Below are 21,232 nucleotides of genomic sequence, written 5' to 3'. Positions count from 1 at the left end.
GCTCCGTTACAGGGAGAGTTGACGATGTATGTTCCGCTCAACCCGATCCCGCTTAAGGATCGGGTTTCACTCATCTTTCTGCAATACGGGCAGATTGATGTCATTGACGGTGCGTTTGTGCTGGTGGATAAAACCGGCGTGCGCACGCATATTCCCGTGGGGTCGGTTGCCTGCATCATGCTGGAGCCGGGCACGCGGGTTTCTCATGCGGCCGTGCGGCTAGCTGCGACGGTCGGGACGCTGCTGGTATGGGTCGGCGAAGCGGGTGTACGGCTGTATGCGTCTGGCCAGCCCGGCGGCGCGAGGTCAGATAAATTGCTCTATCAGGCCAAGCTGGCATTGGATGAGGAACTGCGCCTTAAAGTGGTGCGCAAAATGTTTGAGCTACGCTTTGGTGAACCTGCGCCGAGCCGCCGTTCGGTCGATCAGCTCAGGGGAATTGAAGGTGCTCGCGTACGCCAAACGTATACGCTGTTGGCGCAGCAGTATGGCGTGAAATGGAACGGCCGACGTTACGATCCGAAAGACTGGGAGCGAGGCGACAAGGTCAACCAGTGCATTAGCGCGGCAACCTCCTGCTTGTATGGCATTACGGAAGCGGCCGTGCTGGCGGCGGGCTATGCGCCAGCAATCGGGTTTGTCCACAGCGGCAAACCACTTTCTTTTGTCTACGACATTGCCGACATCATCAAATTCGAGGGAGTGGTGGCGAAAGCCTTTGAAATTGCAGCCCGCAACCCTGCTGAGCCGGATCGTGAAGTTCGGCTTGCCTGTCGTGATATTTTCCGCAGCCAGAAAACGCTGAGCAAACTGATTCCCTTGATTGAGGAAGTCTTGTCTGCGGGTGGCATTACGCCGCCGCTACCGCCGGACGATGCACAGCCTCCGGCGATCCCAGAACCGAAACCGTTTGGTGACAGCGGTCACCGAGGACAAGGTTAAATGAGCATGCTGGTGGTTGTGACGGAAAATGTGCCGCCGCGTTTGCGCGGCAGGCTGGCGGTATGGTTGCTGGAAATCCGTGCAGGCGTGTATGTCGGTGATACGTCACAGCGGGTGCGGGAGATGGTCTGGCAGCAGATTATCGAACTGGCAGAACAGGGCAATGTGGTGATGGCGTGGGCGACGAATACGGAATCCGGCTTTGAGTTCCAAACCTGGGGCGAAAACCGCCGAATGCCGGTAGATCTGGATGGTTTGCGGTTAGTCTCTTTTTCACCTATTGAAAATCAATAAGTTAGCGATCTTTAACAACATGGAAAAATCGGTAGAATTTTTTATGCCGAAAAAAGTGTTATAAAACAACTCTCTACTTTTAGAGTGTTCCCCGCGCCAGCGGGGATAAACCGGCTCGTTACGGCGTGCTAACAAACGCGATGGAGTGTTCCCCGCGCCAGCGGGGATAAACCGCCTCTTTGATTTTAGATCTTGCCTTTCGCGCTGTGTTCCCCGCGCCAGCGGGGATAAACCGCGAGAGCTGGCGGCGGGCCAAGGCTGAGAGGTGTGTTCCCCGCGCCAGCGGGGATAAACCGGCAATGACTTCATTTAGCTTTGGTTCATCTAAGTGTTCCCCGCGCCAGCGGGGATAAACCGGAGCGAATACGGCAGATACGAACCCGAATCCGGTGTTCCCCGCGCCAGCGGGGATAAACCGCAATTTCTTCGAAAAGAATAATGCTTGGGCGAGTGTTCCCCGCGCCAGCGGGGATAAACCGTTAATGCGCTGGCAAAGGCTAGCGGAGTGGACGTGTTCCCCGCGCCAGCGGGGATAAACCGCGCACGATCTGGATAGCGTCTTTCATGCGGGAGTGTTCCCCGCGCCAGCGGGGATAAACCGACTCCCCTTTACATTTATTCACGCACCAGGACGTGTTCCCCGCGCCAGCGGGGATAAACCGCTATGCTAATCAGGGCGACCCCGACACGCGTAGTGTTCCCCGCGCCAGCGGGGATAAACCGTTTAGCGATCGTACTATCGCGGTCGGCCAGGTGTGTTCCCCGCGCCAGCGGGGATAAACCGCCTCTGCATGAGAAACTTGGCATCTACAAAATGTGTTCCCCGCGCCAGCGGGGATAAACCGAATCCGAAACACTATTACGAAGCCTGACAATAGTGTTCCCCGCGCCAGCGGGGATAAACCGGGTATGTTCATTCAGGTTCGCGTCAATATGCCGTGTTCCCCGCGCCAGCGGGGATAAACCGCATTTCCATGTGACAGTAATCAACATGCATTTGTGTTCCCCGCGCCAGCGGGGATAAACCGAGAATCCCATCACTTCCGTCCCCGCCATCAGTGTGTTCCCCGCGCCAGCGGGGATAAACCGACCGCAACAGGAAACAACGTTGAGACGTTCACGTGTTCCCCGCGCCAGCGGGGATAAACCGGAGCCAAATTTAGTGGTCAAATCTCTGGGGTTGTGTTCCCCGCGCCAGCGGGGATAAACCGCAAAGTGCGCGTAACCATCGTAAAAGGATCTAGTGTTCCCCGCGCCAGCGGGGATAAACCGGGAAGGACATTAAAACACGCTCACATGCCTGTGTGTTCCCCGCGCCAGCGGGGATAAACCGACCCCGCGAATTTGATAAAAGCCAATCCTAATGTGTTCCCCGCGCCAGCGGGGATAAACCGACCGTTGCTATCGACGCTACCCAGAGTCGGATGTGTTCTCCGCGCCAGCGGGGATAAACCGTTACTACCCGCTTTGCTTCTGGGCGCTTGCTCGTGTTCCCCGCGCCAGCGGGGATAAACCGAGTGGTCAATAATGCGTGATTCTTACGCTTTGGTGTTCCCCGCGCCAGCGGGGATAAACCGACGACGTAACCCGCATGTGGCACGTAAAATGGGTGTTCCCCGCGCCAGCGGGGATAAACCGGCCGGAACGGTAAACCATCCAGCTCCACATTAGTGTTCCCCGCGCCAGCGGGGATAAACCGTATCGGTGCTATTGCTGAATCACAGACCCGCCGTGTTCCCCGCGCCAGCGGGGATAAACCGATTTTTAGTATTGAATTCACGTCGCCAGTCACGTGTTCCCCGCGCCAGCGGGGATAAACCGGGGAAAAAAGGCGGGGCTGGCGTTACAGTTGCAGTGTTCCCTGCGCCAGCGGGGATAAACTGATGTGAAATGTAAATCACACATATTTCCATATTGTCAACTCGTTCTGTTTATGGCATGGTGTTTCCAATTTGGAAATACTAGGGAAGGCATCAGAATGCATGTTATTTCGCGGGCACCTTTCGACACTGCAACCACTCAGTTTCCGAATCAGGCGGCAGCACTTGATGACCTATATCGGGTTATCAAACGCGAAATGTATGCAACGCCGGACGATATGAAAAAACGCTTCCCTAGTCTAGATAGGATGAAATATCGGGAAAAATGGTGGGTTATTGATATTGGTGGCGGGCATCTTCGAGTGATGTTTTTTGCTGATTTTGAGCGAGGGAAAATCTTCATCAAGCACATCACATCCCATGCAGAGTACGACAGGCTGACAGAGTATTACCGGAGGAATAAAGAATGATGTACGCAGACGCCATCAAGGCAGCTAACAACCTGACGAGTATCGTACCATTCCTCGGAGGCAGCACCTCTCGTAAGGATTATGAGGATGCGCTGAAACTAACCGAATACCTGATCGAGAGTGAACCTGACAGTCCGCTAATCGATATGCTGACTGCCAAAATTGACAAATACGAAGATGATGCGCCGGAGTTTGCAGCCTTCAACGAACGTGTTAAAGCACTCCCAGCCGGTATCGCTTTACTGCGCGTCCTTATGGATCAGCATCAGCTAACGCAGAGTGATTTTGAAGCTGAGATTGGTAAAAAGTCTCTGGTATCCCGCATTCTAAAAGGTGAGCGCACTCTAACGCTGGATCACATGAGAGCGCTTGCTAAACGATTCAATATTCCTGTGAGTGCTTTTGTTGATTGACACGACTGTTAAGCGATTCTTGCTAAGGGCAACTGATGCCTTTATAAGGGATAAACTGAGTTGTGGTGCTATGGCTGGTTATTCCCCGCAGGGGCGCGGAATAACCAGAAAAAAACGATTAAAATGAATCGCCGACACGCTTGTCAGTATTGATATAAAGAATACAGAGTTAGTGATTTAATAAGACATAGGTAATGTATTCGTTTACCTTTTTATAATATTATTACTTAAATTGAATTTTCTTAGAATTAATTTCTCTTCTGCTTCTGATTTTTCCTTTTCAGCAATATCTTTATCTGCTTTTGCTATATCACTAACGACTTTTAAAACTGCATCGAATCGTTTTGCTACTTCAGGATCTTTTAGTTCTCCATTCATAGAAAGAATAAACTAATACATTAGTGGTGGTATTTCTTTTGGCTAGATCCACTATGGCTGTTTTTAAACTGGTATCAATTTTCCCATCATTGCCTAATTTGTCAGTCAATTCGGCAGTCATAGTACCATCAAAAGTTTTTGCCGTATCTGCTGGAGCATCGGGACAATATTTAACATTGGCATTGTTTGGCATTAAGATGCCAACTCTCTGGCTTGAACTGCTTCTGACAAGCGTTGGTGAATTATTATCAATGGTTTTTGTAACCATACACCCAGATAACAACATAGCGATAGATATAACAAGAATAACTCTCATTTTATTCATCTATATTGACGAAGAGTGGGAGACGATTGTTACATTAGGTTGTCTTTTATTTGCTACTTAGTGCCGGGGTTTAACGGCATCTATTAAACCTATAACACAAGTATAAAAATTTTCATTATTATTTTTATATTTAATTGGGTTGTTTTTTCATTTACATTCTCTGCTAATTATTTACTGTGTTACTTAAATGCGACGGATATGCATTGATTGCTTCCAATTTATGTCAATATGCTTGTAATCATTAGATATAGTGGATGAAAAACCTTGGTATTTACAAGATATATTGAAATTCGGTTGAGAAAGAATATTTTTAACAGAGAAGTTCTTTACCTAGAAATAGAATCATAGTGGTATAACTCTTGCAAAAGTGTACAGCGTTTAATTCAGCGACTGAGCGTTTTCCTGCTGTCTGAAATCAAACTGGCAAATCAGGGAAACGTAGTGATGGTGTGGGCGGCGAATGTGGAATTCGGTTTTGGGCTCCAAACCTGGGGCGAAAACCGCCGAATGCCGGTAGATCTGGATGGTTTGCGGTTAGTCTCTTTTTCACCTATTGAAAATCAATAAGTTAGCGAACCTTAACAACATGGAAAAATCGGTAGAATTTTTTATGCCGAAAAAAGTGTTATAAAACAACTCTCTACTTTTAGAGTGTTCACCGCGCCAGCGGGGATAAACCGAAAACTTCCGCCGCACGTGGAAAGGTGAATTCGTGTTCACCGCGCCAGCGGGGATAAACCGTAATGGATGTTTTTGATCGCGCCAGCTTGCTGGTGTTCACCGCGCCAGCGGGGATAAACCGGCCGCAACAGGAAACAACGTTGAGACGTTCACGTGTTCACCGCGCCAGCGGGGATAAACCGCAAACGTATTGATTACGTCTGTCATGCGCATGGTGTTCCCCGCGCTAGCGGGGATAAACCGGTGTGCGAGTCCAGACCAGACCGTTGCGCCTGCGTGTTCCCCGCGCTAGCGGGGATAAACCGATTTGGCTTTCCCGTAACTGACATGGAAGCCCGTGTTCCCCGCGCTAGCGGGGATAAACCGCGTTGCGATTATCTCAAACTCCCAAAATCCGAGTGTTCCCCGCGGCAGCGGGGATAAACCGACGGATCGGCATCTGCATTGCTGACACCAATCGAGTTCCCCGCGCGAGCGGGGATAAACCGCTGATTTGCAGCCTGTCATCTGAGCGCACATTGTGTTCCCCGCGCCAGCGGGGATAAACCGGTAGCCAAGAGGCATTAAGAGCAGCGCGCAAGGAGTTCCCCGCGGCAGCGGGGATAAACCGGCGGGGATCGGGCTTGTTCTGGCCGGAATGCCGAGTTCCCCGCGCCAGCGGGGATAAACCGCGCCGGTAGCCAATATTGTGCTGGGAGTTGGTGTGTTCCCCGCGCCAGCGGGGATAAACCGAGTTCCTGTTTGACGATCAGGATGACGAGGGCGAGTTCCCCGCGCCAGCGGGGATAAACCGCTGTTAGTCAGAAAACGATTAGCGCTCAGCACGAGTTCCCCGCGCCAGCGGGGATAAACCGAACGAGCAGCGGCGGGAAATTATCAACCGTTAGAGTTCCCCGCGCCAGCGGGGATAAACCGGTGATGGGTTATTTAATAAAAACGCCGTCATCGTGTTCCCCGCGGCAGCGGGGATAAACCGAGGATGTAATTCCAGAGGACGTTTAGGACGGCGAGTTCCCCGCGCTAGCGGGGATAGGCTGGGCTTATATCCCTTGTTGCATGTTGGTCTAAATATCCCCCGCACGAGTCAAATCCCGCTTCTGGCTGGCGCGATGGGGGATTGCGTGTCAGTATTAAAGCACGCCATTTTTGCACCCACCGTCACGGTGAGGCGCTATGCCAATGATTTTGTCTTCCATACGTTACCGTAAGGAGGTGATATGAAAGTTGAAGCCGCAGAGTCGTCCGTTTTTGCCAGCCAGCAGGTGATGGCGAAGCGTTCCACAGAGCATGCCGAGAAAGCGGCGCTGTCCGAACAGCTTCAGTCTTATCAGGCGGGTAGCGGTGCTGTTCCTGCCGGTGAGACGACACGGTATGATTTCACCCGCATTAGCCCAGCCGAGCTGTATGAAACGGTTGAAGGCCTTGTGAGTAGTGGGCGGTTGGGGCGTGAAGAAGGCTCCGCGCTGTTGGGTTTTGTCTCGTCGCCGAGAGCCGAAGGGGGGAGTATTCCGCCTTCCAATGTGTTCCAGCCGATTAATGTTTTCGACACCATTCAGCAAGGTGTCGCGGGTGCATCATCCCGTAGCGAAGTGCAGAATACCGAAAGCCTGCAACGTGCCGCAGAGGCGCTAAACCGCTTTCAGGGGCAGGTCTCCAGCATTAGCGTTTACGTTTAGCGTATTTCAGCGCACCGTAGTCTGATGACGTCTCTCCCCGCATTTGCGGGGAGAGTTGTTTTATATCGCGCTCATTGTTTAGGTTTCGCTCAGCGTTGGGCCTGAGCTTTGATTTCCGTCAGCAGCGTGATTAGCGCCTGCACGTTGCTGTCCTGCGTGCGCCAGGATGACATGCTGATGCGTAATGCCGGACGTCCTTGCCAGACGGTGCCGCCAAACCATGCTTTGCCCGACGCCTGCAACGCTTCTCGTATTGCTGCCGTCTGGCTGTCGGTTTCCCCCCGCAGCAGAACCTGATTAAGTACAACCCGATTCAGTATCTCAAATCCTGCATGGCGCAGGCCGTCGGCGATGATTGTTGCCTGTCGGCAGTGTCGTTCGACCATCTCTGCTACGCCGTCGCGCCCCAGCGTACGCAGTGCTGCCCACACCGGAATGCCGCGCGGGCGACGGGAGAATTCGAGCGTCAGGTTCTTCTGTGCATCTCGCGCCGCACTGGAATAGACGGCATCCGCGTTCATCGCTTCCGCCAGCACGTCCGCATCGCGGCAAATCGCCATCGCGCAATCGTAAGGGGTGTTCAGCCACTTATGCGCGTCGGTTGTCCAACTGTCGGCCAGCTCAATGCCGTCGGTGAGCGCAGCGTGGGATGAGGCTCTGGCCCACAGCCCGAATGCGCCATCAACGTGAACCCAGGCACCTGCTGCTTTTGCGATGGGAATGATCTGCGCAAAGTCATCGAACTCGCCTGTGTTGACCTCGCCCGCTTGCAAACAAAGAATCGTACGATCGTCCAGCGGAGGAAGCTGCGACACATCGATCTGCCCAAACGCATTCACGGGCGCGATAAGTAAATGGCGTAGCCCAAAGCCGAGTACGCGCAGCGCTTTCTTCACGGTGATGTGCGTCAGTTCCGAAATCACGACCTTAATTTCAGGCGCGCCGTTCAATCCATCGTTGTCAAAATCCCAGCCCTGTTTTGCTAGCAGAGCACGACGCGCGGCCGCCAGACAGGAAAGCGTGCAGGCGGTGGCGCTGGTGCCGAAACCCACGGCGCTTTCTTTGGGTAAGTTCAGAGCATCGAGCACCCAGCGGCTGGCGAGGCGTTCCAGCGTGGCGGATACCGGTGAATTATCAAAAGTGGACGCGCACTGATCCCAGGCGATCATTAATCGCTCGGAAGCGGCGGCGACCGGCAATGAGGCACCGATAACAAAGCCGAAATAGTTCGGGCCATTGGAGGCGGTGGTAGCTGGTGAGCCGATCTCATCCAGCAGCGTCAGCGTGCTTTCGGGCGAGAAGCCCTGTTGCGGTAGCGCTTCATCAAAACGTGCCAGCGCTGCGAGGGCATCGGCATCGGGGAAAACCCGACGCTGTGCCGTCTCAGCCAGATAGCGTCGGCCGCGCTCGTCGGCATCAGCCAGTAACGTCAGTTCGCTCATGCTTTTTCCCTTATCAATCGGATTGTGTTGTTATCAAGAAGCGTTGTTCCGCTATCACTATGGCGTGGAGGCGGCCGGTGACGGCGCTGAGGCGTGCAGCGTTATTTTCCAGAAAAGCAGTGCCAGCAGGCTGACGGCTGCGCCAAGAATGCATACGCCTGACCAGCCCGCAGCGTCATATGTCGCTGTCGTTGCCATCGCGCCAAGCCCACTGCCGATGCTATAAAACAGCATATAACAGCCAACCAGACGGCTGTGCGCATCAGGATGCGTCTTGAAAATCATGCTTTGGTTGGTGACGTGAATGGCTTGCCCGCCCAGATCGAGAACGATGATGCCGACTACCAACGCGAAGAGAGAATAGGGCGCTAACCACAGCGGCAGCCACGATGTCAGCAGCAATAACAGGGCGATGCCGCTGACCCACTGTTCACGGCCTTTATCGGCCAGCGAACCCGCTTTTACCGCCGCCAGCGCGCCGAGAATACCGACCAGACCAAACGCACCGATCACCGTATGAGAGAAGAAATACGGTTCGCGACTCAGCGGCAGAACCAGCGCGCTCCAGAAAATACTCAGGGCAGCAAACATCAGTAAAGCGATGGTGCCGCGTATTTGCAATATCCGCTCTTGACGCAGCAGGGTCAGCATAGAAAGCAGCAATGCGGCATAGTGTGGGCGTCGCTGTGCAAGCGGCTGAGGCGGCAGCGCGCGCCATAAAAGCACGGCAAGCAGGAGCATCAGCAGCGCAGAGAAAAAGTATACGCTGCGCCAGCCTGCTAGATCGGCGATGAAGCCGGATAGCACGCGCGCCAGCAGCAGCCCAATCACCACGCCGCCCTGTGCGGCACCCACAACGCGTCCGCGCTCCTGCGGTGCGGCTGCGGTCGCGGCATAAGCAATCAGCCCCTGTGTCATTGCTGTGCCGAGCATGCCCACGGCCAGCATGCCGATCAATAAAGACAGAGGCGTAGTGGATAGCCCAACGGCGATCAGCGCCACGATGAGCGCACCTAACTGGGCGAGCATCAAATAGCGCCGATTGAGGATATCGCCCAGCGGCACCAGCAGAATTAATGCCAGCGCACAGCCAAGCTGTGTTGCGGTCATCACGCCGCCAACGGCAGCGATACTGATGTGAAAATCTACCGATAGTGCATCCAACAGCGGTTGTGCGTAATACACATTGGCGACGCTAAGGGCGCTGGCACAGGCAAACAGCAAAACTAACGCGCGCGGTAATGCCGTCTGCGTGCTGCAAGGAGTGCTGTAAAGATCGCCTTCGGTAACGGATGGCGTGGTATGAATAGGGCTTGTTTTCATGGTATTGGCTTTCATTGCTCAATTTGGTTTCAAAATAAAACCACTTGAAGCATAAATACTCTGGTTTTATTCTGCAACCAAAAATCGTGCGATCAGTTTTCAGCCTGTGGCTAAGGCAGGCAGGATGAACAGGAAAAAGGGGAGGAAGTAGTCATGGTGAAGCGCAAAAGTCTGAAAGAGGATGCGTGTCCCGTCGCTCGCGCGCTGGATGTGGTTGGCGATCGCTGGGCGTTGCTGATTATCCGCGATGCCTTCGACAATCGCCGCCGTTTCGGCGATTTTCAGCGCAGTTTGGGTGTTGCCAAAAATATCCTTACCGACCGTCTGCGCACCTTGGTTGAGGAAGGCATTTTGTCCGTTCAGCCCGTTTCCGAAAGCTCGGCCTATCAGGAATATATCCTGACGCCAAAAGGTGAACAGCTATTCCCGCTCGTTGTGGCGCTGCGCCAGTGGGGGGAACAGCAGCTGTTTGCGGAGGGAGAACCTCACTCCTTGCTATTGGATAAACACACCGGCCAGCCTCTGCAAACCATGCTGCCGCACTCTGCGGAAGGGCAGTTAGTGGTCGGGCAGGATACGTTCGTTCAGAAAGTGGATTGAGGCAGCGTAATGCAGAAAGAACTGAGAAAAACAGACAGCGATATTGAGGCAATCTCCCGCTATTTGAAGAAGTTGCACGTACTGACGTTATGCGTGGGTGAAAATTCGGAATTATGGTGTGCGAGTTGCTTCTATACTTATGACGATCAACAGATAGCCTTCTATCTAATGACAGAGTTGCAGACGCGTCACGGTGAAATAATGGCAAGGCTGCCGCAGGTGGCCGGTACGGTGAGCGGCCAGCCGAAGAGCGTCATGCTGATTAAGGGCGTGCAGTTTCGGGCGCAGGCGGTGCAGTTGGAAGGTGATGACGCGCAACAGGCCAGAGCACGGTATAACGCGCGTTTCCCTATTGCTCGGGCATCGCAAGCACCGATTTGGCGGCTCGATCTGACAGAAATCAAAATGACGGACAATACGCTGGGCTTTGGTAAGAAACGCCACTGGCAGCGCTAGCGTTCTTCAGAGATAACCGTCGTTACAGAGTGCATTTGTCATAACTAACATTTGTCATAACTAACAACAGAAACATAAAAAAATTGGGATAGTGAAAGACGCTGAGCAAGGGGGAAAACCGATGAGCCGAGTACTGTTATTAGGTGCAACGGGGTTAGTGGGGCACGAGTTGTTAGAGCTGTTGAAAGCCAATAATCGGGTAGAGACGATCTATGCGCCGACCCGTAAGCCGCTGGCACCGTCGGAGAAAGTGGTCAATCCGTACGATCCCGATCTGTCTGCCGCGCTGGCGCAATTGACCGATCCTGTTGATATCGCGTTTTGCTGTCTGGGATCGACGCTCAAGACGGCAGGCAGTAAGCAGGCGTTCCGCTATGTGGATTACACGCTGGTGGTGGAAGGTTCAAAGGTGGCTCTGGCGCTAGGCGCGACGCACCTTCTGGTTGTCAGTTCGCTGAGCGCGAGTGCGACGTCGCCTTTCTTCTATTCGCGAGTGAAGGGAGAAGCGGAAAAATCGCTGCGTCAGCAAGGCTGGCAGCATCTGACACTGGCACAGCCGTCGATGCTGCTGGGGGAAAGAGAAGATAGCCGTCCGCTAGAAAGTCTGGCCGCACCGCTGTTTCGTCTGTTCCCGGCAAAATGGCGAGCCATTGAAGGGAAAACGGTCGCGCAGGCGTTGCTGAATCAGGCGTTCTCACCCGAGCCCAAAGCGCGGGTCACCGTGCTGGAATCCGATCAATTACGTTCACTGGGTAAGCAGCAGGCGCTTCAGTAGCCGCTTGTCGATCAGCGCAGGCGGTGGACAACCTGATTGCTGCTGCCGCGCCAGATCAGTGCGGGATCTTTCAGATCTTGCACAAATTTTCCATCGACTAACACGTTGATGAGATCGACCACCCGCTGTTGCTCCGGCGTCAGTTCCGCCAGCACGTAGCCCGTCCAGACCCAGATATCTTTGCCTGGGCATTCCGCGCGTATCCGTTCGACCAGCCGCAGGATGTCAGGCACGTTCTGTGGGTGAAGCGGATCGCCGCCAGACAGCGAAATTCCCTGCCGTGGGATCGCCGTATCCTGGAGATCGGCGATGATCCGATCTTCCTGTTCCTGCGTAAACGGTTGACCAGAGTTGAGTCGCCAGGTGCTTTTGTTGTAGCACCCCACGCATTCATGCACGCAGCCCGCGACAAACAGCGTGCAGCGGGTGCCGGGGCCGTTGACGACATCAACGGGATAATACTGGTGGTAATTCATGCTGTAGAGCCCATGTTATGAAGCGGGCGCGTGTTGACGGTGCCGCGAAAGGTGGGCCGCATTGCTGCGGCCCAGAAGGGATCACCCCAGTTGACCGTTGCCTAAGTGCTTGATTCGACGCTTCACTTCTTCCTGCTTACCGGCGTTGAATGGGCGTGCATCCGGACTGCCGAGGTAACCGCACACGCGGCGCGTGACCGAAACGCGGGCCGAATCGTGGTTGCCGCATTTCGGGCAGGTGAAGCCTTTGCTGGTGCACTCGAATTCACCGGTGAAGCCACACTCATAGCATTCGTCGATCGGCGTGTTGGTGCCGTAGTAAGGCACGCGGCTGTAGCTGTAATCCCACACGTCTTCCAGCGCTTTGAGGTTGTGTTGCAGGTTCGGGTATTCGCCGTAGCAAATGAACCCGCCGTTAGCCAGCGGCGGATAGGGCAGCTCGAAGTCTATTTTCTGGTAAGGGTTCACCTTCTTCTCCACATCGAGGTGGAAACTGTTGGTGTAATACCCTTTGTCCGTCACGCCCTGCACGACGCCAAACTCGGCGGTATCCAGACGGCAGAAGCGGTCACACAGGTTTTCGCTCGGCGTGCTGTACAGGCTGAAGCCGTAACCCGTTTCGTCTTTCCACTGCTCGGTGGCGGCTTTCAGGCGAGTGATAACGGCCACGGCTTTGGCACGCAGCGTCTCGTCATCAAACACGTGTGTTTGGCTACCGAAGAGCGCGTTAATCGTTTCATGCAGGCCGATATAGCCCAGTGAAATCGAGGCGCGTCCGTTTTTGAAGATATCCGCAATACTGTCGTCCGCTTTTAAGCGCACGCCGCAAGCCCCTTCCATATACAGGATTGGCGCGACACGAGCTTTCACGCTTTCCAGCCGCGCAATGCGCGTCATCAGCGCTTTCTTCGCCAGCGTCAGACGTTGATCCAGCAGCGTCCAGAAGCGGTCTTCATTGCCTTCGGCTTCCAGCGCGATGCGTGGCAGGTTCAGGCTGATTACGCCCAAATTATTGCGGCCGTCGTGAATCTGCTGGCCGTTCTCTTCATAAACGCCGAGGAAGCTGCGGCAGCCCATTGGAGTTTTAAACGAACCGGTGACCTTCACAACCTGATCGTAGTTCAGAATATCTGGGTACATGCGCTTGCTGGCGCACTCCAGCGCGAGCTGTTTGATATCGTAATTCGGATCGCCCGCTTTGTGGTTCAGACCGTCGCGGATAGCAAAAACCAGTTTTGGGAAGACCGCCGTTTTGTGGTTTTTACCCAGCCCGGCAATGCGGTTGCGCAGGATCGATTCTTGAATCAGACGCGATTCCCAGCTGATGCCGAGCCCGAAGCCAAAGGTCACGAACGGGGTCTGGCCGTTAGCGGTGTGCAGCGTGTTGACTTCGTATTCCAGTGACTGGAAAGCGTCGTAGCACTCTTTTTGCGTGCGGGTTAAGGCATAGTTTTCTGCATCGGGAATCTGCCACTCTTCTGCCACGGATTTATGTTTCGCATGGCTGGCGGTGACGAACGGCGCCAGAATCTCATCAATACGGTTAATCGTGGTGCCGCCATAAATGTGGCTGGCAACCTGCGCGATAATCTGCGCGGTGACGGCGGTAGCGGTTGAGATCGATTTTGGTGGCTCAATCTCCGCATTACCCATTTTAAAGCCGTTGGTCAGCATGCCATCCAGATCGATCAGCATGCAGTTAAACATAGGGAAAAAGGGCGAGTAGTCGAGGTCGTGATAGTGAATCTCACCGCGCTCGTGCGCCAGCACTACATCACGCGGCAGGATGTACTGTTTGGCGTAATGCTTGGCGACAATACCAGCCAGCAGATCGCGCTGGGTGGGAATCACTTTACTGTCTTTGTTGGCGTTCTCGTTCAGCAGCGCCATGTTGCTCTGCTCAACCAGACCGCGAATTTCCTGATTCAGACGACCGTGGCGTTCACGTGCAATATCGCGGTCATGGCGGTATTCGATGTAGGTACGCGCCAGTTTTTTGTAATTGCCGGACATCAGCAGGTTTTCGACTGCATCCTGAATATCGCGGATATCTACGCGCGATTTATCCTGCATTTGTTGACCGACCGCACAGGCCACAGTTGCGCAGTAGTCTGCATCATTGACACCGGCTGCATGTGCCGCGCGTTCGACGGCCTCTTTGATACGCACTTCATCAAAAGGCACCTGGCAACCGTCCCGTTTAATCACTACTGGTTTCACGTTTTCTTCCTCTGGAAAGGTTATCCACAGGCGAAAACCGTAACTGACAAGGGTTACAGGGGGCTGTGGATGACACTGTGGATAAACACTATATGTAGTTCATGTTTACAGGATAGGCACTATATATTGAAATTGCGTAGGGGTGTTTGCGCTTTTATCGCTGTAAAATTGATGTAGAGCAAAGAAATCCTCATGTCGCGGGGAATTTGAGCCTGAACAAAAAATAGTCAAAAAAGGCGATGAGAGTGGGAAGGCTTGCTACGCGCGGCTTGGCGAAAATTTGTTTGTTTTTTGACCGTGATGTGCGCTGGGAATGTCAATAATGTTGTTGTGGTGAAAGAAAGAACAGAAAAAAAGCGCACCGGTTACCGTGCGCTTTTTAGGGATATTGCGGTGATATTTAGCGACGAACGGCGATCGCTTCGATCTCGATCTTCACGTCTTTTGGCAGGCGTGCGACTTCAACGCAAGAGCGAGCCGGGAACGGTGCGCTATGTTCGTTGAAGAAGGCTTCATACGTGGTGTTGACCAGAGCGAAATCGTGCAGGTCTTTCACGAATACGGTCATTTTCACGATATCGGAAACTTTCAGGCCAGCAGCTTCCACGATCGCCTGAACGTTTTCCAGTGACTGACGCGTCTGAGCGGTGATGTTATCTGCCACCAGACCGCTTTTCGGATTCACGGGGATCTGGCCGGATGTGAAGATCATGCTGCCAAGGTCGACGCCCTGAACATAAGGGCCGATGGCGGCTGGGGCGTGCTCAGTGCTGATAATGCGTGACATGGTATCTCCTTGATGGGGGCGTAAAAGGAACGCGGACGCCGCCATTATTCAAAAAAGCCCCGCCACAGGCAATGTCCATTGCGGGGCAATGCAGAAAACTAGCGATCTTGCAGTACAGCCTGACGCTCAAATTCTTTCTCGCAGTACTTACATTTCAGGTGCACGTCGCCGTCACGCTGCTTCACGCTGAATGACGATGAAACCGGCTCGCTGCGGCTGATGCAGTTGCTGTTTGGGCAGGTGAGCACGCCAGTAATGTGGTCTGGCAGCGTCGGCACCAGCTTGCGGACGACGTCATAGTCATCAATCTGATTGACGGTCGCCTGCGGTGCGTAGATCGCTAACTGATTCGCCTGCTGCTCGGTCAGGAAAATGTTCTCGATCTTGATCAGATCTTTGCGCCCAAGGTGGTTGGACGGCAAATTCAGGCCGATGGTGATGCGCTGGTCTGTCGCGGTCAGTTTAAATAGCGTCAGCAGCTTAAAACCCACCTGTGCGGGAATGTGGTCGATCACCGTGCCACGTTTGATCGCTTCAACCTGTAATTTATTATCGTGTGTCATGATGGCTTCTTCCTCTTACAGAACCAGTTCGCGATTCAGGACCAGCGCCAGCAGCGCCTGACGGGCGTAAATACCGTTGCCGGCCTGTTGGAAATAATAGGCGTAAGGCGTGGCATCCACATCAATGGTGATCTCATCAACGCGCGGCAACGGGTGCAGTACTTTCAAATTCGGGCGGGCGCTCTGCAGATCGTCGGCGCGCAGGACAAACTGGGATTTGATGTTGATATATTCGGACGGATCCAGACGCTCTTTCTGCACGCGCGTCATGTACAGAATATCCAGCTCGCCGACGACCTCATCAATGCTGTTGTGCAGGCTGTAAGCAATATTCTTCTCTTTCAGCATGCTCAGAATGTAGTCCGGCATCGCCAGCGCGTCCGGGGCGATGAAGTAGAAGCGGTTGCCTTCGAACTTCGCCAGCGCCTGCGTGAGTGAATGCACGGTGCGGCCATATTTCAAATCACCGACCATCGCGATATTGATGTTATTCAGTCGGCCCTGCGTTTCCTGAATGGTGAACAAATCGAGCAGCGTCTGCGTCGGGTGTTGGTTCGCACCGTCACCGGCGTTCAGAATCGGAATACCGCCGGAGAACTCGGTCGCCAGGCGGGAAGCGCCTTCCTGCGGATGACGCATTACGATGGCATCCACGTATTGGCTGATGACGGAGATGGTATCGGCCAGCGTTTCGCCCTTTTTCCCCAGCGATGTGTTGTTGCTGTCAGCGAAACCGACGACGGAGGCGCCGAGGCGATGCATCGCGGTTTCAAAGGATAAACGTGTCCGAGTGGAGGCCTCGAAGAAGCAACTGGCAATCACTTTATGTTTCAACAACTCAGGCTGAGGATTGGCTTTCAGGCTGGCGGCGACACGCAGCGTCAGTTCCAAATCTTCCCGACTGAGGTCGTTAATCGAAATAATATGTTTTTGATAGAGCGGATTGACCATGTTGTCTTTCTCCTAACGTGTACACAGGAAATGTCGTATCGGGTTGCCCGGATTGTGGGCCAAAAAAAAGCCCCTCATTGAGGGGCTTTCTTCATTGAATCATTGAGCAACGGAAAGGAAAACGCTAGCTGGCTGCCGGATGGCAGTTGTGGTTGAGAACCAACATAAGCAGCAGATTTTTTGGTGTAACGGTGCATGACCCCTCCCGGCAAACTGTCGGGAATTATACGCGCCGACTAGGCTATTTCAAGCAGAAAGCGTGGTTTTTTACGCATCGCAATCGATTGCGGGTCGCGTGCTGTATGCATAACGCTCGTGAGCGGGAGAAGGCAGATAGAGAAGAGTGGTGGGCAGTTCACTTTTTCGTATTAACACGCTGGCGGGCGTCACATTTGGAGAGTATAAGGATTGTAAAACAGGGTTTCATTTTTATATCAACGAGGGTTTTTATGATTACTGGCAACGTCCACCACCTTGAACTGGTTCCTTATCTGCCTGCCAAACTGCGCGAAGCGATTGAATACGTGAAGCAAAACATCACGGCAGACACGCCGCTGGGCAAGCATGATATCGAAGGCAACAGCGTGTTTGTGTTGATCTCCAACGATAGCACCGATCTGCTGGAAAAACGCCGCGCCGAGTATCACGCCAAATATCTGGACATTCAGATTGTGCTGTCCGGTGTGGAAGGGATGACGTTCAGTAACCTGCCTGCGGGCACGCCGGATACCGACTGGCTGGCAGATAAAGACATTGCTTTCCTGCCTGCGGGCGAGCAGGAAAAACAGTTTGTGATGCAGGAAGGGGATTTTGTCGTCTTCTTCCCAGGCGAAGTGCACAAACCGCTGTGTGCCGTTGGTGAACCTGCGCACGTGCGCAAAGCCGTGGTGAAAATCGACGCGTCACTGGTGGTGTAAACCGCTGGAAAGCCTCTCCCTCCCCGCTCTGGGGAGGGACGTCAATCTTAATCCTGTACCAGCGTGGCGACCATCACCGCTTTGATGGTGTGCATGCGATTTTCCGCCTGATCGAACACGATGCTGTGCGCGGATTCAAAGACCTCATCCGTGACTTCCATTCCACCGTGCAGACCATACTGCTCCGCCATTTGTTGGCCCATTGTCGTCTGATCGTCGTGGAACGCGGGTAGGCAGTGCAGGAACTTCACCTGCGGATTACCCGTCGCGGCGATCATCGCCATGTTCACCTGATACGGTTTCAGCAGCGCGATACGCTCTTTCCAGGTCTCTTTCGGTTCCCCCATAGAAACCCAGACGTCGGTATAAATGAAATCTGCGCCCGCGACGCCCGCGGCGATATCTTCCGTCAGCGTGATGCTGCCACCGGTTTGTTCTGCCGCCGCCTGACACTCAGCCACCAGACCGGCATCCGGCCAGCAGGCTTTTGGTGCAACAAGACGTAAATCCAGCCCGGTCAGTGCCGCCGCTTCCAGCATGGTGTTACCCATGTTGTTGCGCGCATCACCGACATAGACGAGCGTCATTTCTGACAGCGATTTACTCGGCAAATGTTCCTGCATCGTCAGCAGATCCGCCAGCAGCTGCGTAGGGTGGAATTCGTTCGTCAGTCCGTTCCAGACCGGGACGCCCGCGTATTGCGCCAGCGTTTCGACAATTTGCTGACCATAGCCGCGATATTGAATGCCGTCGTACATTCTTCCCAGCACGCGTGCCGTATCCTTAATGGATTCTTTATGGCCGATTTGGCTGCCGCTTGGGCCGAGATAGGTCACTTGCGCGCCCTGATCGTATGCAGCAACTTCGAAAGAGCAGCGAGTACGAGTCGAATCTTTTTCGAAGATGAGTGCGATGTTTTTACCTTGCAGACGGCGGACTTCTGTCCCGTTTTTTTTATCGGCTTTCAGTTTCGTTGACAGGGCTAAAAGATTGGCAATTTCTGCGGGTGTAAAATCCATTAACCTTAAAAAGTGACGCTTATAGAACGGTTGCATGATGTACCTCTCCATGTGGCTCAACACCATTGGTTGAATTAAAATTCACTTTATATGTGTAATTATTCAAATTCAAGTGGTGATATCAAACTTTGTGGTGGAGCAAGCCGCAGGGCTGTGGGACAATAAGTAATATTACGTCGTTTAATGAGGACTGAGGCATGGCAAACCGCGAATTACTGGAAGAGCAACGGGAAGAGACACGCCTGATCATTGAAGAACTGCTGGATGATGGCAGCGATCCTGACGCGCTCTATACCATTGAACACCATTTCTCTGCTGAGAAGTTTGAAGTGTTGGAAAAAGTCGCTGTAGAAGCCTTCAAGCTGGGTTATGAAGTGACGGATGCGGAAGAACTGGAAGTGGAAGATGGCGTGCTGCTGATGTGCTGCGATGCCATTAGTGAAGTTGCGCTGAAGGCGGAACTGATCGACACGCAGGTAGAACAGCTGCTGGCGCTGGCAGAACGCCACGGCGTGAATTACGACGGTTGGGGTACCTACTTCGAAGATCCAGATGGTGAAGGCGAAGAAGATGGGGATGATGAAGATTTTTATGACGAAGATGATGACGGCAAGCGCCACTAAGTCATTAATCTCGAAGAACACGCCTCACTGAATGCCGCAGGAACCCCCTGCGGCGTTTTTTTACTCTGTATGACTGCGCGCGGTGACTGCACCTCAAACCGATTACAGTGCCTTCAACATCGTCACTTCACAGTCGGTGTGGCCCGTGTTGCCCATTGCGTGGGGAATTGACTCGAAGCCCAGCGATTCATACAGTCGGATCGCGCTGGTCAGGTGTCCGGTTGTTTCCAGATAGCAGCGGCGAAAGCCGTGCTGACGAGCAAAATCAAGCGCCTGTATCGCCAACTGACGTGCCAGCCCTTTGCCCCGCACGACGGGTAAGAAATACATTTTCTGTAATTCACACACATCTTCTTCGCCTGCGACCAGCGGGGCAATGCCGCCACCGCCAACCACGCGGCCTTCATATTCAACCACCCAGTAGGCGCTGTTCGGCTGGTTATACAGGGCAAATAGCGCATCCAAATTCGGATCGGAAACGGTATAGCCTTTATCGGCTGTCAAACCAAACTCAGCAGAAACCTGACGGATGACCTGAGCGATAGCGGCATCGTCCTGCGCGGTAATTGGGCGTACCTGAAGATTGGCGGAGGTCGCGGTTGTCATAATACGTACTCTTGTTCTTACGGTTTACGAGGGGGGAATGATCCTAGCCGATTGTAATACCATTTCAGACCACATTGATGCAACGTCTATACCCGTCATACTTCACGTTGTCTGGGGGCGATTTCTCTATGACTTTCTCTATTCCTTGTAATTCATAAGTATATGAACTTGTTTAATTGCTGTTAACTTTTATTGTTGTCATTAACAGGACATGCTTAAATAAGCCGCTTTTTGTATGCCAATAACGTATCGAATGAAGCGTTTATAAGGCTTATTTCTTTTAGGATGAAAGGTCTATGACTATCAATACTTCAAAAAATAGCACGCAGCATCGCGTGCAGTTTCATGGTAAGGCTGGGGAATATTTTGCAATTTGGCTGGTGAATGCATTATTAACGATCGTCACTTTGGGTATTTATTCTGCTTGGGCGACAGTGCGTCGCCGCCGTTATTTTTACGGCAACACGGAAATTAACGGTGACCGTTTTGATTACCATGCGGACCCGATTCAGATTCTCAAAGGACGTTTGCTGGTTATCGCTGGTCTGATTCTGTTTTATGTCGTATTGGCGATGTCACCAGCGTTGGGAACTATTCTCGCATTGGCATTTGCGGCATTGATTCCGATTATCGTGATCCGCAACTGGCGTTATGACGCTATTATGTCCAGCTATCGTGGTATTCGCTTTAATTATCATTGCCAGACTGGTCGCGCGTATTGGGTGTTGCTGCTTTGCCCTATTCTGCTGCTGCTGGCTTTTTATGCTGTTTTAGCGGTGGCGATGTTCATTGGTATGCAGAGCGATAGCCCGATTATCATTACACTCATCGTGCTGGCGCTGGTGGTTCCAGGGTTTGCGGCGGTCAATGGCATCATGAAAATGATGCAGCTCGATCTCTATGTTAATAACCTGTTCTTCGGTAAAACGGCGTTTAAAGCGGAGTTGACGAAAGCGGCGTTTATTAAATTCGCCCTGATTAGCCTGCTGATTTTTGTTCCTTTCTTGATCGCCGCGCTGTCATTCATGGGGTCGTTCTTTTTTACGCTGTATCAGATCATTATGATGGGCGCAGATTCTGAAACCATTGCCATGATGCTGCTGAGCAATGCCTTTAATTTTATTATGATGTTCGTTGTGGCGCTGCTGGGTGTGCTGGTTTCCAGCAGTTATCTGGTTGTCGCACAGCGTAATTATCTGTTTAACCAGACGTCGCTGAATGGTGGTGTGAAGTTGCACTCTTCCATGCAAACGCTGTCTTACATGGGGCTGCTGATAACCAATAGCCTGATTACTATTTTCTCTTTGGGTTGGGCTGCACCGGTGGCAGAGATTCGTCACGCACGCTATATCGCGAATGCGACAGCGGTTGAAGGCGATCTGGAACTGCTGCATGTTCAGGCTCATCAGGACACAGCAAACAGCGCACTGGCCGAAGAAGCCGTGCAGGCGCTCGATTTGGGTGTCGGTCTCTAA

General features: G+C 53.0%; 23 protein-coding genes, 2 pseudogenes and 2 CRISPR repeat arrays. Of the genes and pseudogenes, 13 read left to right on the top strand and 12 right to left on the bottom strand.

All coding sequences use genetic code 11. The features are described from left to right. Nucleotides 1-24 precede the first annotated feature (24 nt). From cas1e to QWJ20_RS08815, 4 genes are all read left to right on the top strand, one after another. On the top strand, nt 25-942 hold the full coding sequence (gene cas1e / locus QWJ20_RS08830) for a type I-E CRISPR-associated endonuclease Cas1e (RefSeq protein ID WP_012822191.1): 918 nt from the start codon (nt 25-27) through the stop codon (nt 940-942). Then, nucleotides 943-1,236, top strand: a complete 294-nt coding sequence (cas2e, locus tag QWJ20_RS08825; RefSeq protein WP_039482111.1) for a type I-E CRISPR-associated endoribonuclease Cas2e — start codon at nt 943-945, stop codon at nt 1,234-1,236. Nucleotides 1,237-1,320: 84 nt separating this feature from the next. Then, a CRISPR array of direct repeats spans nt 1,321-3,119; the repeat unit is 29 nt; unit sequence GTGTTCCCCGCGCCAGCGGGGATAAACCG. Nucleotides 3,120-3,214: 95 nt separating this feature from the next. Continuing rightward, nucleotides 3,215-3,526, top strand: coding sequence for a type II toxin-antitoxin system HigB family toxin (locus QWJ20_RS08820; RefSeq protein WP_039482109.1), 312 nt, complete (start codon nt 3,215-3,217; stop codon nt 3,524-3,526). Continuing rightward, entirely contained in the window at nt 3,523-3,939 is a 417-nt protein-coding gene (locus tag QWJ20_RS08815) for a helix-turn-helix domain-containing protein (RefSeq protein ID WP_103861592.1), read from the top strand. Before QWJ20_RS08820 ends, QWJ20_RS08815 begins: the two co-directional genes overlap by 4 nt. A gap of 204 nt (nt 3,940-4,143) precedes the next feature. Here the strand turns inward: QWJ20_RS08815 and QWJ20_RS08810 are convergent, their stop codons facing one another. Beyond that, a complete protein-coding gene (locus QWJ20_RS08810) occupies nt 4,144-4,317 on the bottom strand; it encodes a hypothetical protein (protein ID WP_433992313.1) in 174 nt (57 codons plus the stop codon). A 53-nt stretch (nt 4,318-4,370) separates the two neighbouring features. Between QWJ20_RS08810 and QWJ20_RS08805 the strand changes: the two genes are divergently transcribed. The 3 genes and pseudogenes from QWJ20_RS08805 (at nt 4,371) to QWJ20_RS08795 (ending at nt 6,999) form a co-directional block, all read left to right on the top strand. Next, on the top strand, nt 4,371-4,703 hold the full coding sequence (locus QWJ20_RS08805) for a hypothetical protein (protein WP_433992312.1): 333 nt from the start codon (nt 4,371-4,373) through the stop codon (nt 4,701-4,703). A gap of 356 nt (nt 4,704-5,059) precedes the next feature. Beyond that, a pseudogene (cas2e, locus tag QWJ20_RS08800) lies at nt 5,060-5,209 on the top strand (type I-E CRISPR-associated endoribonuclease Cas2e); the annotation flags it as partial. Between the two features lie 84 nt (nt 5,210-5,293). Further along, nucleotides 5,294-6,299: a CRISPR direct-repeat array (repeat unit 29 nt; unit sequence GTGTTCACCGCGCCAGCGGGGATAAACCG). Between the two features lie 241 nt (nt 6,300-6,540). Continuing rightward, the gene (locus QWJ20_RS08795) at nt 6,541-6,999 is read left to right on the top strand and encodes a hypothetical protein (protein ID WP_010286715.1); all 459 of its coding nucleotides are present in this window, start codon (nt 6,541-6,543) and stop codon (nt 6,997-6,999) included. Nucleotides 7,000-7,088: 89 nt separating this feature from the next. Here the strand turns inward: QWJ20_RS08795 and QWJ20_RS08790 are convergent, their stop codons facing one another. Together QWJ20_RS08790 and QWJ20_RS08785 are read right to left on the bottom strand one after the other, a co-directional pair. After that, the gene (locus QWJ20_RS08790) at nt 7,089-8,441 is read right to left on the bottom strand and encodes a pyridoxal phosphate-dependent decarboxylase family protein (RefSeq protein WP_433992311.1); all 1,353 of its coding nucleotides are present in this window, start codon (nt 8,439-8,441) and stop codon (nt 7,089-7,091) included. A 57-nt stretch (nt 8,442-8,498) separates the two neighbouring features. After that, complete coding sequence (locus tag QWJ20_RS08785) at nt 8,499-9,764, bottom strand: MFS transporter (protein ID WP_433992310.1); 1,266 nt, start codon at nt 9,762-9,764, stop codon at nt 8,499-8,501. 153 nt (nt 9,765-9,917) lie between these two features. Between QWJ20_RS08785 and QWJ20_RS08780 the strand changes: the two genes are divergently transcribed. The 3 genes from QWJ20_RS08780 (at nt 9,918) to QWJ20_RS08770 (ending at nt 11,595) form a co-directional block, all read left to right on the top strand. Continuing rightward, nucleotides 9,918-10,364 carry a winged helix-turn-helix transcriptional regulator gene (locus QWJ20_RS08780; protein WP_040031897.1) on the top strand — a complete coding sequence of 149 codons (447 nt, stop codon included), beginning with the start codon at nt 9,918-9,920 and terminating at the stop codon, nt 10,362-10,364. 9 nt (nt 10,365-10,373) lie between these two features. Further along, on the top strand, nt 10,374-10,820 hold the full coding sequence (locus tag QWJ20_RS08775; protein WP_103861586.1) for a YhbP family protein: 447 nt from the start codon (nt 10,374-10,376) through the stop codon (nt 10,818-10,820). Between the two features lie 121 nt (nt 10,821-10,941). Continuing rightward, nucleotides 10,942-11,595, top strand: a complete 654-nt coding sequence (locus tag QWJ20_RS08770; protein WP_095993512.1) for a hypothetical protein — start codon at nt 10,942-10,944, stop codon at nt 11,593-11,595. Between the two features lie 11 nt (nt 11,596-11,606). Here QWJ20_RS08770 and nrdG read toward each other — a convergent pair whose 3' ends face one another. From nrdG to QWJ20_RS08740, 6 genes are all read right to left on the bottom strand, one after another. After that, nucleotides 11,607-12,071, bottom strand: coding sequence for an anaerobic ribonucleoside-triphosphate reductase-activating protein (gene nrdG, locus QWJ20_RS08765; protein ID WP_039470412.1), 465 nt, complete (start codon nt 12,069-12,071; stop codon nt 11,607-11,609). An 81-nt stretch (nt 12,072-12,152) separates the two neighbouring features. Continuing rightward, nucleotides 12,153-14,291 carry an anaerobic ribonucleoside-triphosphate reductase gene (gene nrdD, locus QWJ20_RS08760; RefSeq protein WP_433992309.1) on the bottom strand — a complete coding sequence of 713 codons (2,139 nt, stop codon included), beginning with the start codon at nt 14,289-14,291 and terminating at the stop codon, nt 12,153-12,155. 400 nt (nt 14,292-14,691) lie between these two features. Next, a complete protein-coding gene (gene ridA / locus QWJ20_RS08755; protein WP_174871772.1) occupies nt 14,692-15,078 on the bottom strand; it encodes a 2-iminobutanoate/2-iminopropanoate deaminase in 387 nt (128 codons plus the stop codon). A 98-nt stretch (nt 15,079-15,176) separates the two neighbouring features. Beyond that, on the bottom strand, nt 15,177-15,641 hold the full coding sequence (pyrI, locus tag QWJ20_RS08750; RefSeq protein WP_039482089.1) for an aspartate carbamoyltransferase regulatory subunit: 465 nt from the start codon (nt 15,639-15,641) through the stop codon (nt 15,177-15,179). Nucleotides 15,642-15,656: 15 nt separating this feature from the next. Further along, complete coding sequence (pyrB, locus tag QWJ20_RS08745; RefSeq protein ID WP_095701378.1) at nt 15,657-16,592, bottom strand: aspartate carbamoyltransferase; 936 nt, start codon at nt 16,590-16,592, stop codon at nt 15,657-15,659. A gap of 74 nt (nt 16,593-16,666) precedes the next feature. Next, complete coding sequence (locus tag QWJ20_RS08740) at nt 16,667-16,789, bottom strand: hypothetical protein (RefSeq protein WP_257979712.1); 123 nt, start codon at nt 16,787-16,789, stop codon at nt 16,667-16,669. A 252-nt stretch (nt 16,790-17,041) separates the two neighbouring features. Here QWJ20_RS08740 and QWJ20_RS08735 point away from each other — a divergent pair, with 252 nt between their 5' ends. Further along, nucleotides 17,042-17,509: a YhcH/YjgK/YiaL family protein gene (locus tag QWJ20_RS08735; RefSeq protein WP_095993515.1), complete on the top strand. Its 468-nt coding sequence runs from the start codon at nt 17,042-17,044 to the stop codon at nt 17,507-17,509. 47 nt (nt 17,510-17,556) lie between these two features. On the opposite strand, the gene argF is transcribed toward QWJ20_RS08735, so the two are convergent. Both argF and argL read right to left on the bottom strand, forming a co-directional pair. Then, nucleotides 17,557-18,564: an ornithine carbamoyltransferase gene (argF, locus tag QWJ20_RS08730; RefSeq protein WP_205562764.1), complete on the bottom strand. Its 1,008-nt coding sequence runs from the start codon at nt 18,562-18,564 to the stop codon at nt 17,557-17,559. 22 nt (nt 18,565-18,586) lie between these two features. After that, nucleotides 18,587-18,634 (bottom strand): annotated as a pseudogene (gene argL / locus QWJ20_RS08725) (putative translational regulatory protein ArgL); the annotation flags it as partial. 91 nt (nt 18,635-18,725) lie between these two features. On the opposite strand from argL, the gene rraB reads away from it, so the two are divergent. After that, entirely contained in the window at nt 18,726-19,151 is a 426-nt protein-coding gene (gene rraB / locus QWJ20_RS08720; protein WP_103861577.1) for a ribonuclease E inhibitor RraB, read from the top strand. Nucleotides 19,152-19,253: 102 nt separating this feature from the next. Here the strand turns inward: rraB and QWJ20_RS08715 are convergent, their stop codons facing one another. Continuing rightward, complete coding sequence (locus tag QWJ20_RS08715; protein ID WP_095701384.1) at nt 19,254-19,757, bottom strand: GNAT family N-acetyltransferase; 504 nt, start codon at nt 19,755-19,757, stop codon at nt 19,254-19,256. A gap of 296 nt (nt 19,758-20,053) precedes the next feature. On the opposite strand from QWJ20_RS08715, the gene QWJ20_RS08710 reads away from it, so the two are divergent. Continuing rightward, nucleotides 20,054-21,232 carry a YjgN family protein gene (locus tag QWJ20_RS08710; RefSeq protein ID WP_433992308.1) on the top strand — a complete coding sequence of 393 codons (1,179 nt, stop codon included), beginning with the start codon at nt 20,054-20,056 and terminating at the stop codon, nt 21,230-21,232.

Origin of the sequence: Pectobacterium sp. S5 (assembly GCF_051707265.1) — a bacterium.
In the GTDB taxonomy this organism is placed as follows: domain Bacteria; phylum Pseudomonadota; class Gammaproteobacteria; order Enterobacterales; family Enterobacteriaceae; genus Pectobacterium; species Pectobacterium polare.
Note: the sequence above shows the minus strand (reverse complement) of the source record. Positions and strands in the feature narration are given on the sequence as shown.

What these genes read in the sequence shown, in the direction of transcription:
- cas1e (WP_012822191.1), top strand. Translation starts at nt 25, where the DNA reads ATGTATGTTCCGCTCAACCCGATCCCGCTTAAGGATCGGGTTTCACTC.
- cas2e (WP_039482111.1), top strand. Translation starts at nt 943, where the DNA reads ATGAGCATGCTGGTGGTTGTGACGGAAAATGTGCCGCCGCGTTTGCGC.
- QWJ20_RS08820 (WP_039482109.1), top strand. Translation starts at nt 3,215, where the DNA reads ATGCATGTTATTTCGCGGGCACCTTTCGACACTGCAACCACTCAGTTT.
- QWJ20_RS08815 (WP_103861592.1), top strand. Translation starts at nt 3,523, where the DNA reads ATGATGTACGCAGACGCCATCAAGGCAGCTAACAACCTGACGAGTATC.
- QWJ20_RS08810 (WP_433992313.1), bottom strand. Translation starts at nt 4,317, where the DNA reads ATGAATGGAGAACTAAAAGATCCTGAAGTAGCAAAACGATTCGATGCA.
- QWJ20_RS08805 (WP_433992312.1), top strand. Translation starts at nt 4,371, where the DNA reads ATGGCTGTTTTTAAACTGGTATCAATTTTCCCATCATTGCCTAATTTG.
- QWJ20_RS08795 (WP_010286715.1), top strand. Translation starts at nt 6,541, where the DNA reads ATGAAAGTTGAAGCCGCAGAGTCGTCCGTTTTTGCCAGCCAGCAGGTG.
- QWJ20_RS08790 (WP_433992311.1), bottom strand. Translation starts at nt 8,441, where the DNA reads ATGAGCGAACTGACGTTACTGGCTGATGCCGACGAGCGCGGCCGACGC.
- QWJ20_RS08785 (WP_433992310.1), bottom strand. Translation starts at nt 9,764, where the DNA reads ATGAAAACAAGCCCTATTCATACCACGCCATCCGTTACCGAAGGCGAT.
- QWJ20_RS08780 (WP_040031897.1), top strand. Translation starts at nt 9,918, where the DNA reads ATGGTGAAGCGCAAAAGTCTGAAAGAGGATGCGTGTCCCGTCGCTCGC.
- QWJ20_RS08775 (WP_103861586.1), top strand. Translation starts at nt 10,374, where the DNA reads ATGCAGAAAGAACTGAGAAAAACAGACAGCGATATTGAGGCAATCTCC.
- QWJ20_RS08770 (WP_095993512.1), top strand. Translation starts at nt 10,942, where the DNA reads ATGAGCCGAGTACTGTTATTAGGTGCAACGGGGTTAGTGGGGCACGAG.
- nrdG (WP_039470412.1), bottom strand. Translation starts at nt 12,071, where the DNA reads ATGAATTACCACCAGTATTATCCCGTTGATGTCGTCAACGGCCCCGGC.
- ridA (WP_174871772.1), bottom strand. Translation starts at nt 15,078, where the DNA reads ATGTCACGCATTATCAGCACTGAGCACGCCCCAGCCGCCATCGGCCCT.
- pyrI (WP_039482089.1), bottom strand. Translation starts at nt 15,641, where the DNA reads ATGACACACGATAATAAATTACAGGTTGAAGCGATCAAACGTGGCACG.
- pyrB (WP_095701378.1), bottom strand. Translation starts at nt 16,592, where the DNA reads ATGGTCAATCCGCTCTATCAAAAACATATTATTTCGATTAACGACCTC.
- QWJ20_RS08740 (WP_257979712.1), bottom strand. Translation starts at nt 16,789, where the DNA reads ATGCACCGTTACACCAAAAAATCTGCTGCTTATGTTGGTTCTCAACCA.
- QWJ20_RS08735 (WP_095993515.1), top strand. Translation starts at nt 17,042, where the DNA reads ATGATTACTGGCAACGTCCACCACCTTGAACTGGTTCCTTATCTGCCT.
- argF (WP_205562764.1), bottom strand. Translation starts at nt 18,564, where the DNA reads ATGCAACCGTTCTATAAGCGTCACTTTTTAAGGTTAATGGATTTTACA.
- rraB (WP_103861577.1), top strand. Translation starts at nt 18,726, where the DNA reads ATGGCAAACCGCGAATTACTGGAAGAGCAACGGGAAGAGACACGCCTG.
- QWJ20_RS08715 (WP_095701384.1), bottom strand. Translation starts at nt 19,757, where the DNA reads ATGACAACCGCGACCTCCGCCAATCTTCAGGTACGCCCAATTACCGCG.
- QWJ20_RS08710 (WP_433992308.1), top strand. Translation starts at nt 20,054, where the DNA reads ATGACTATCAATACTTCAAAAAATAGCACGCAGCATCGCGTGCAGTTT.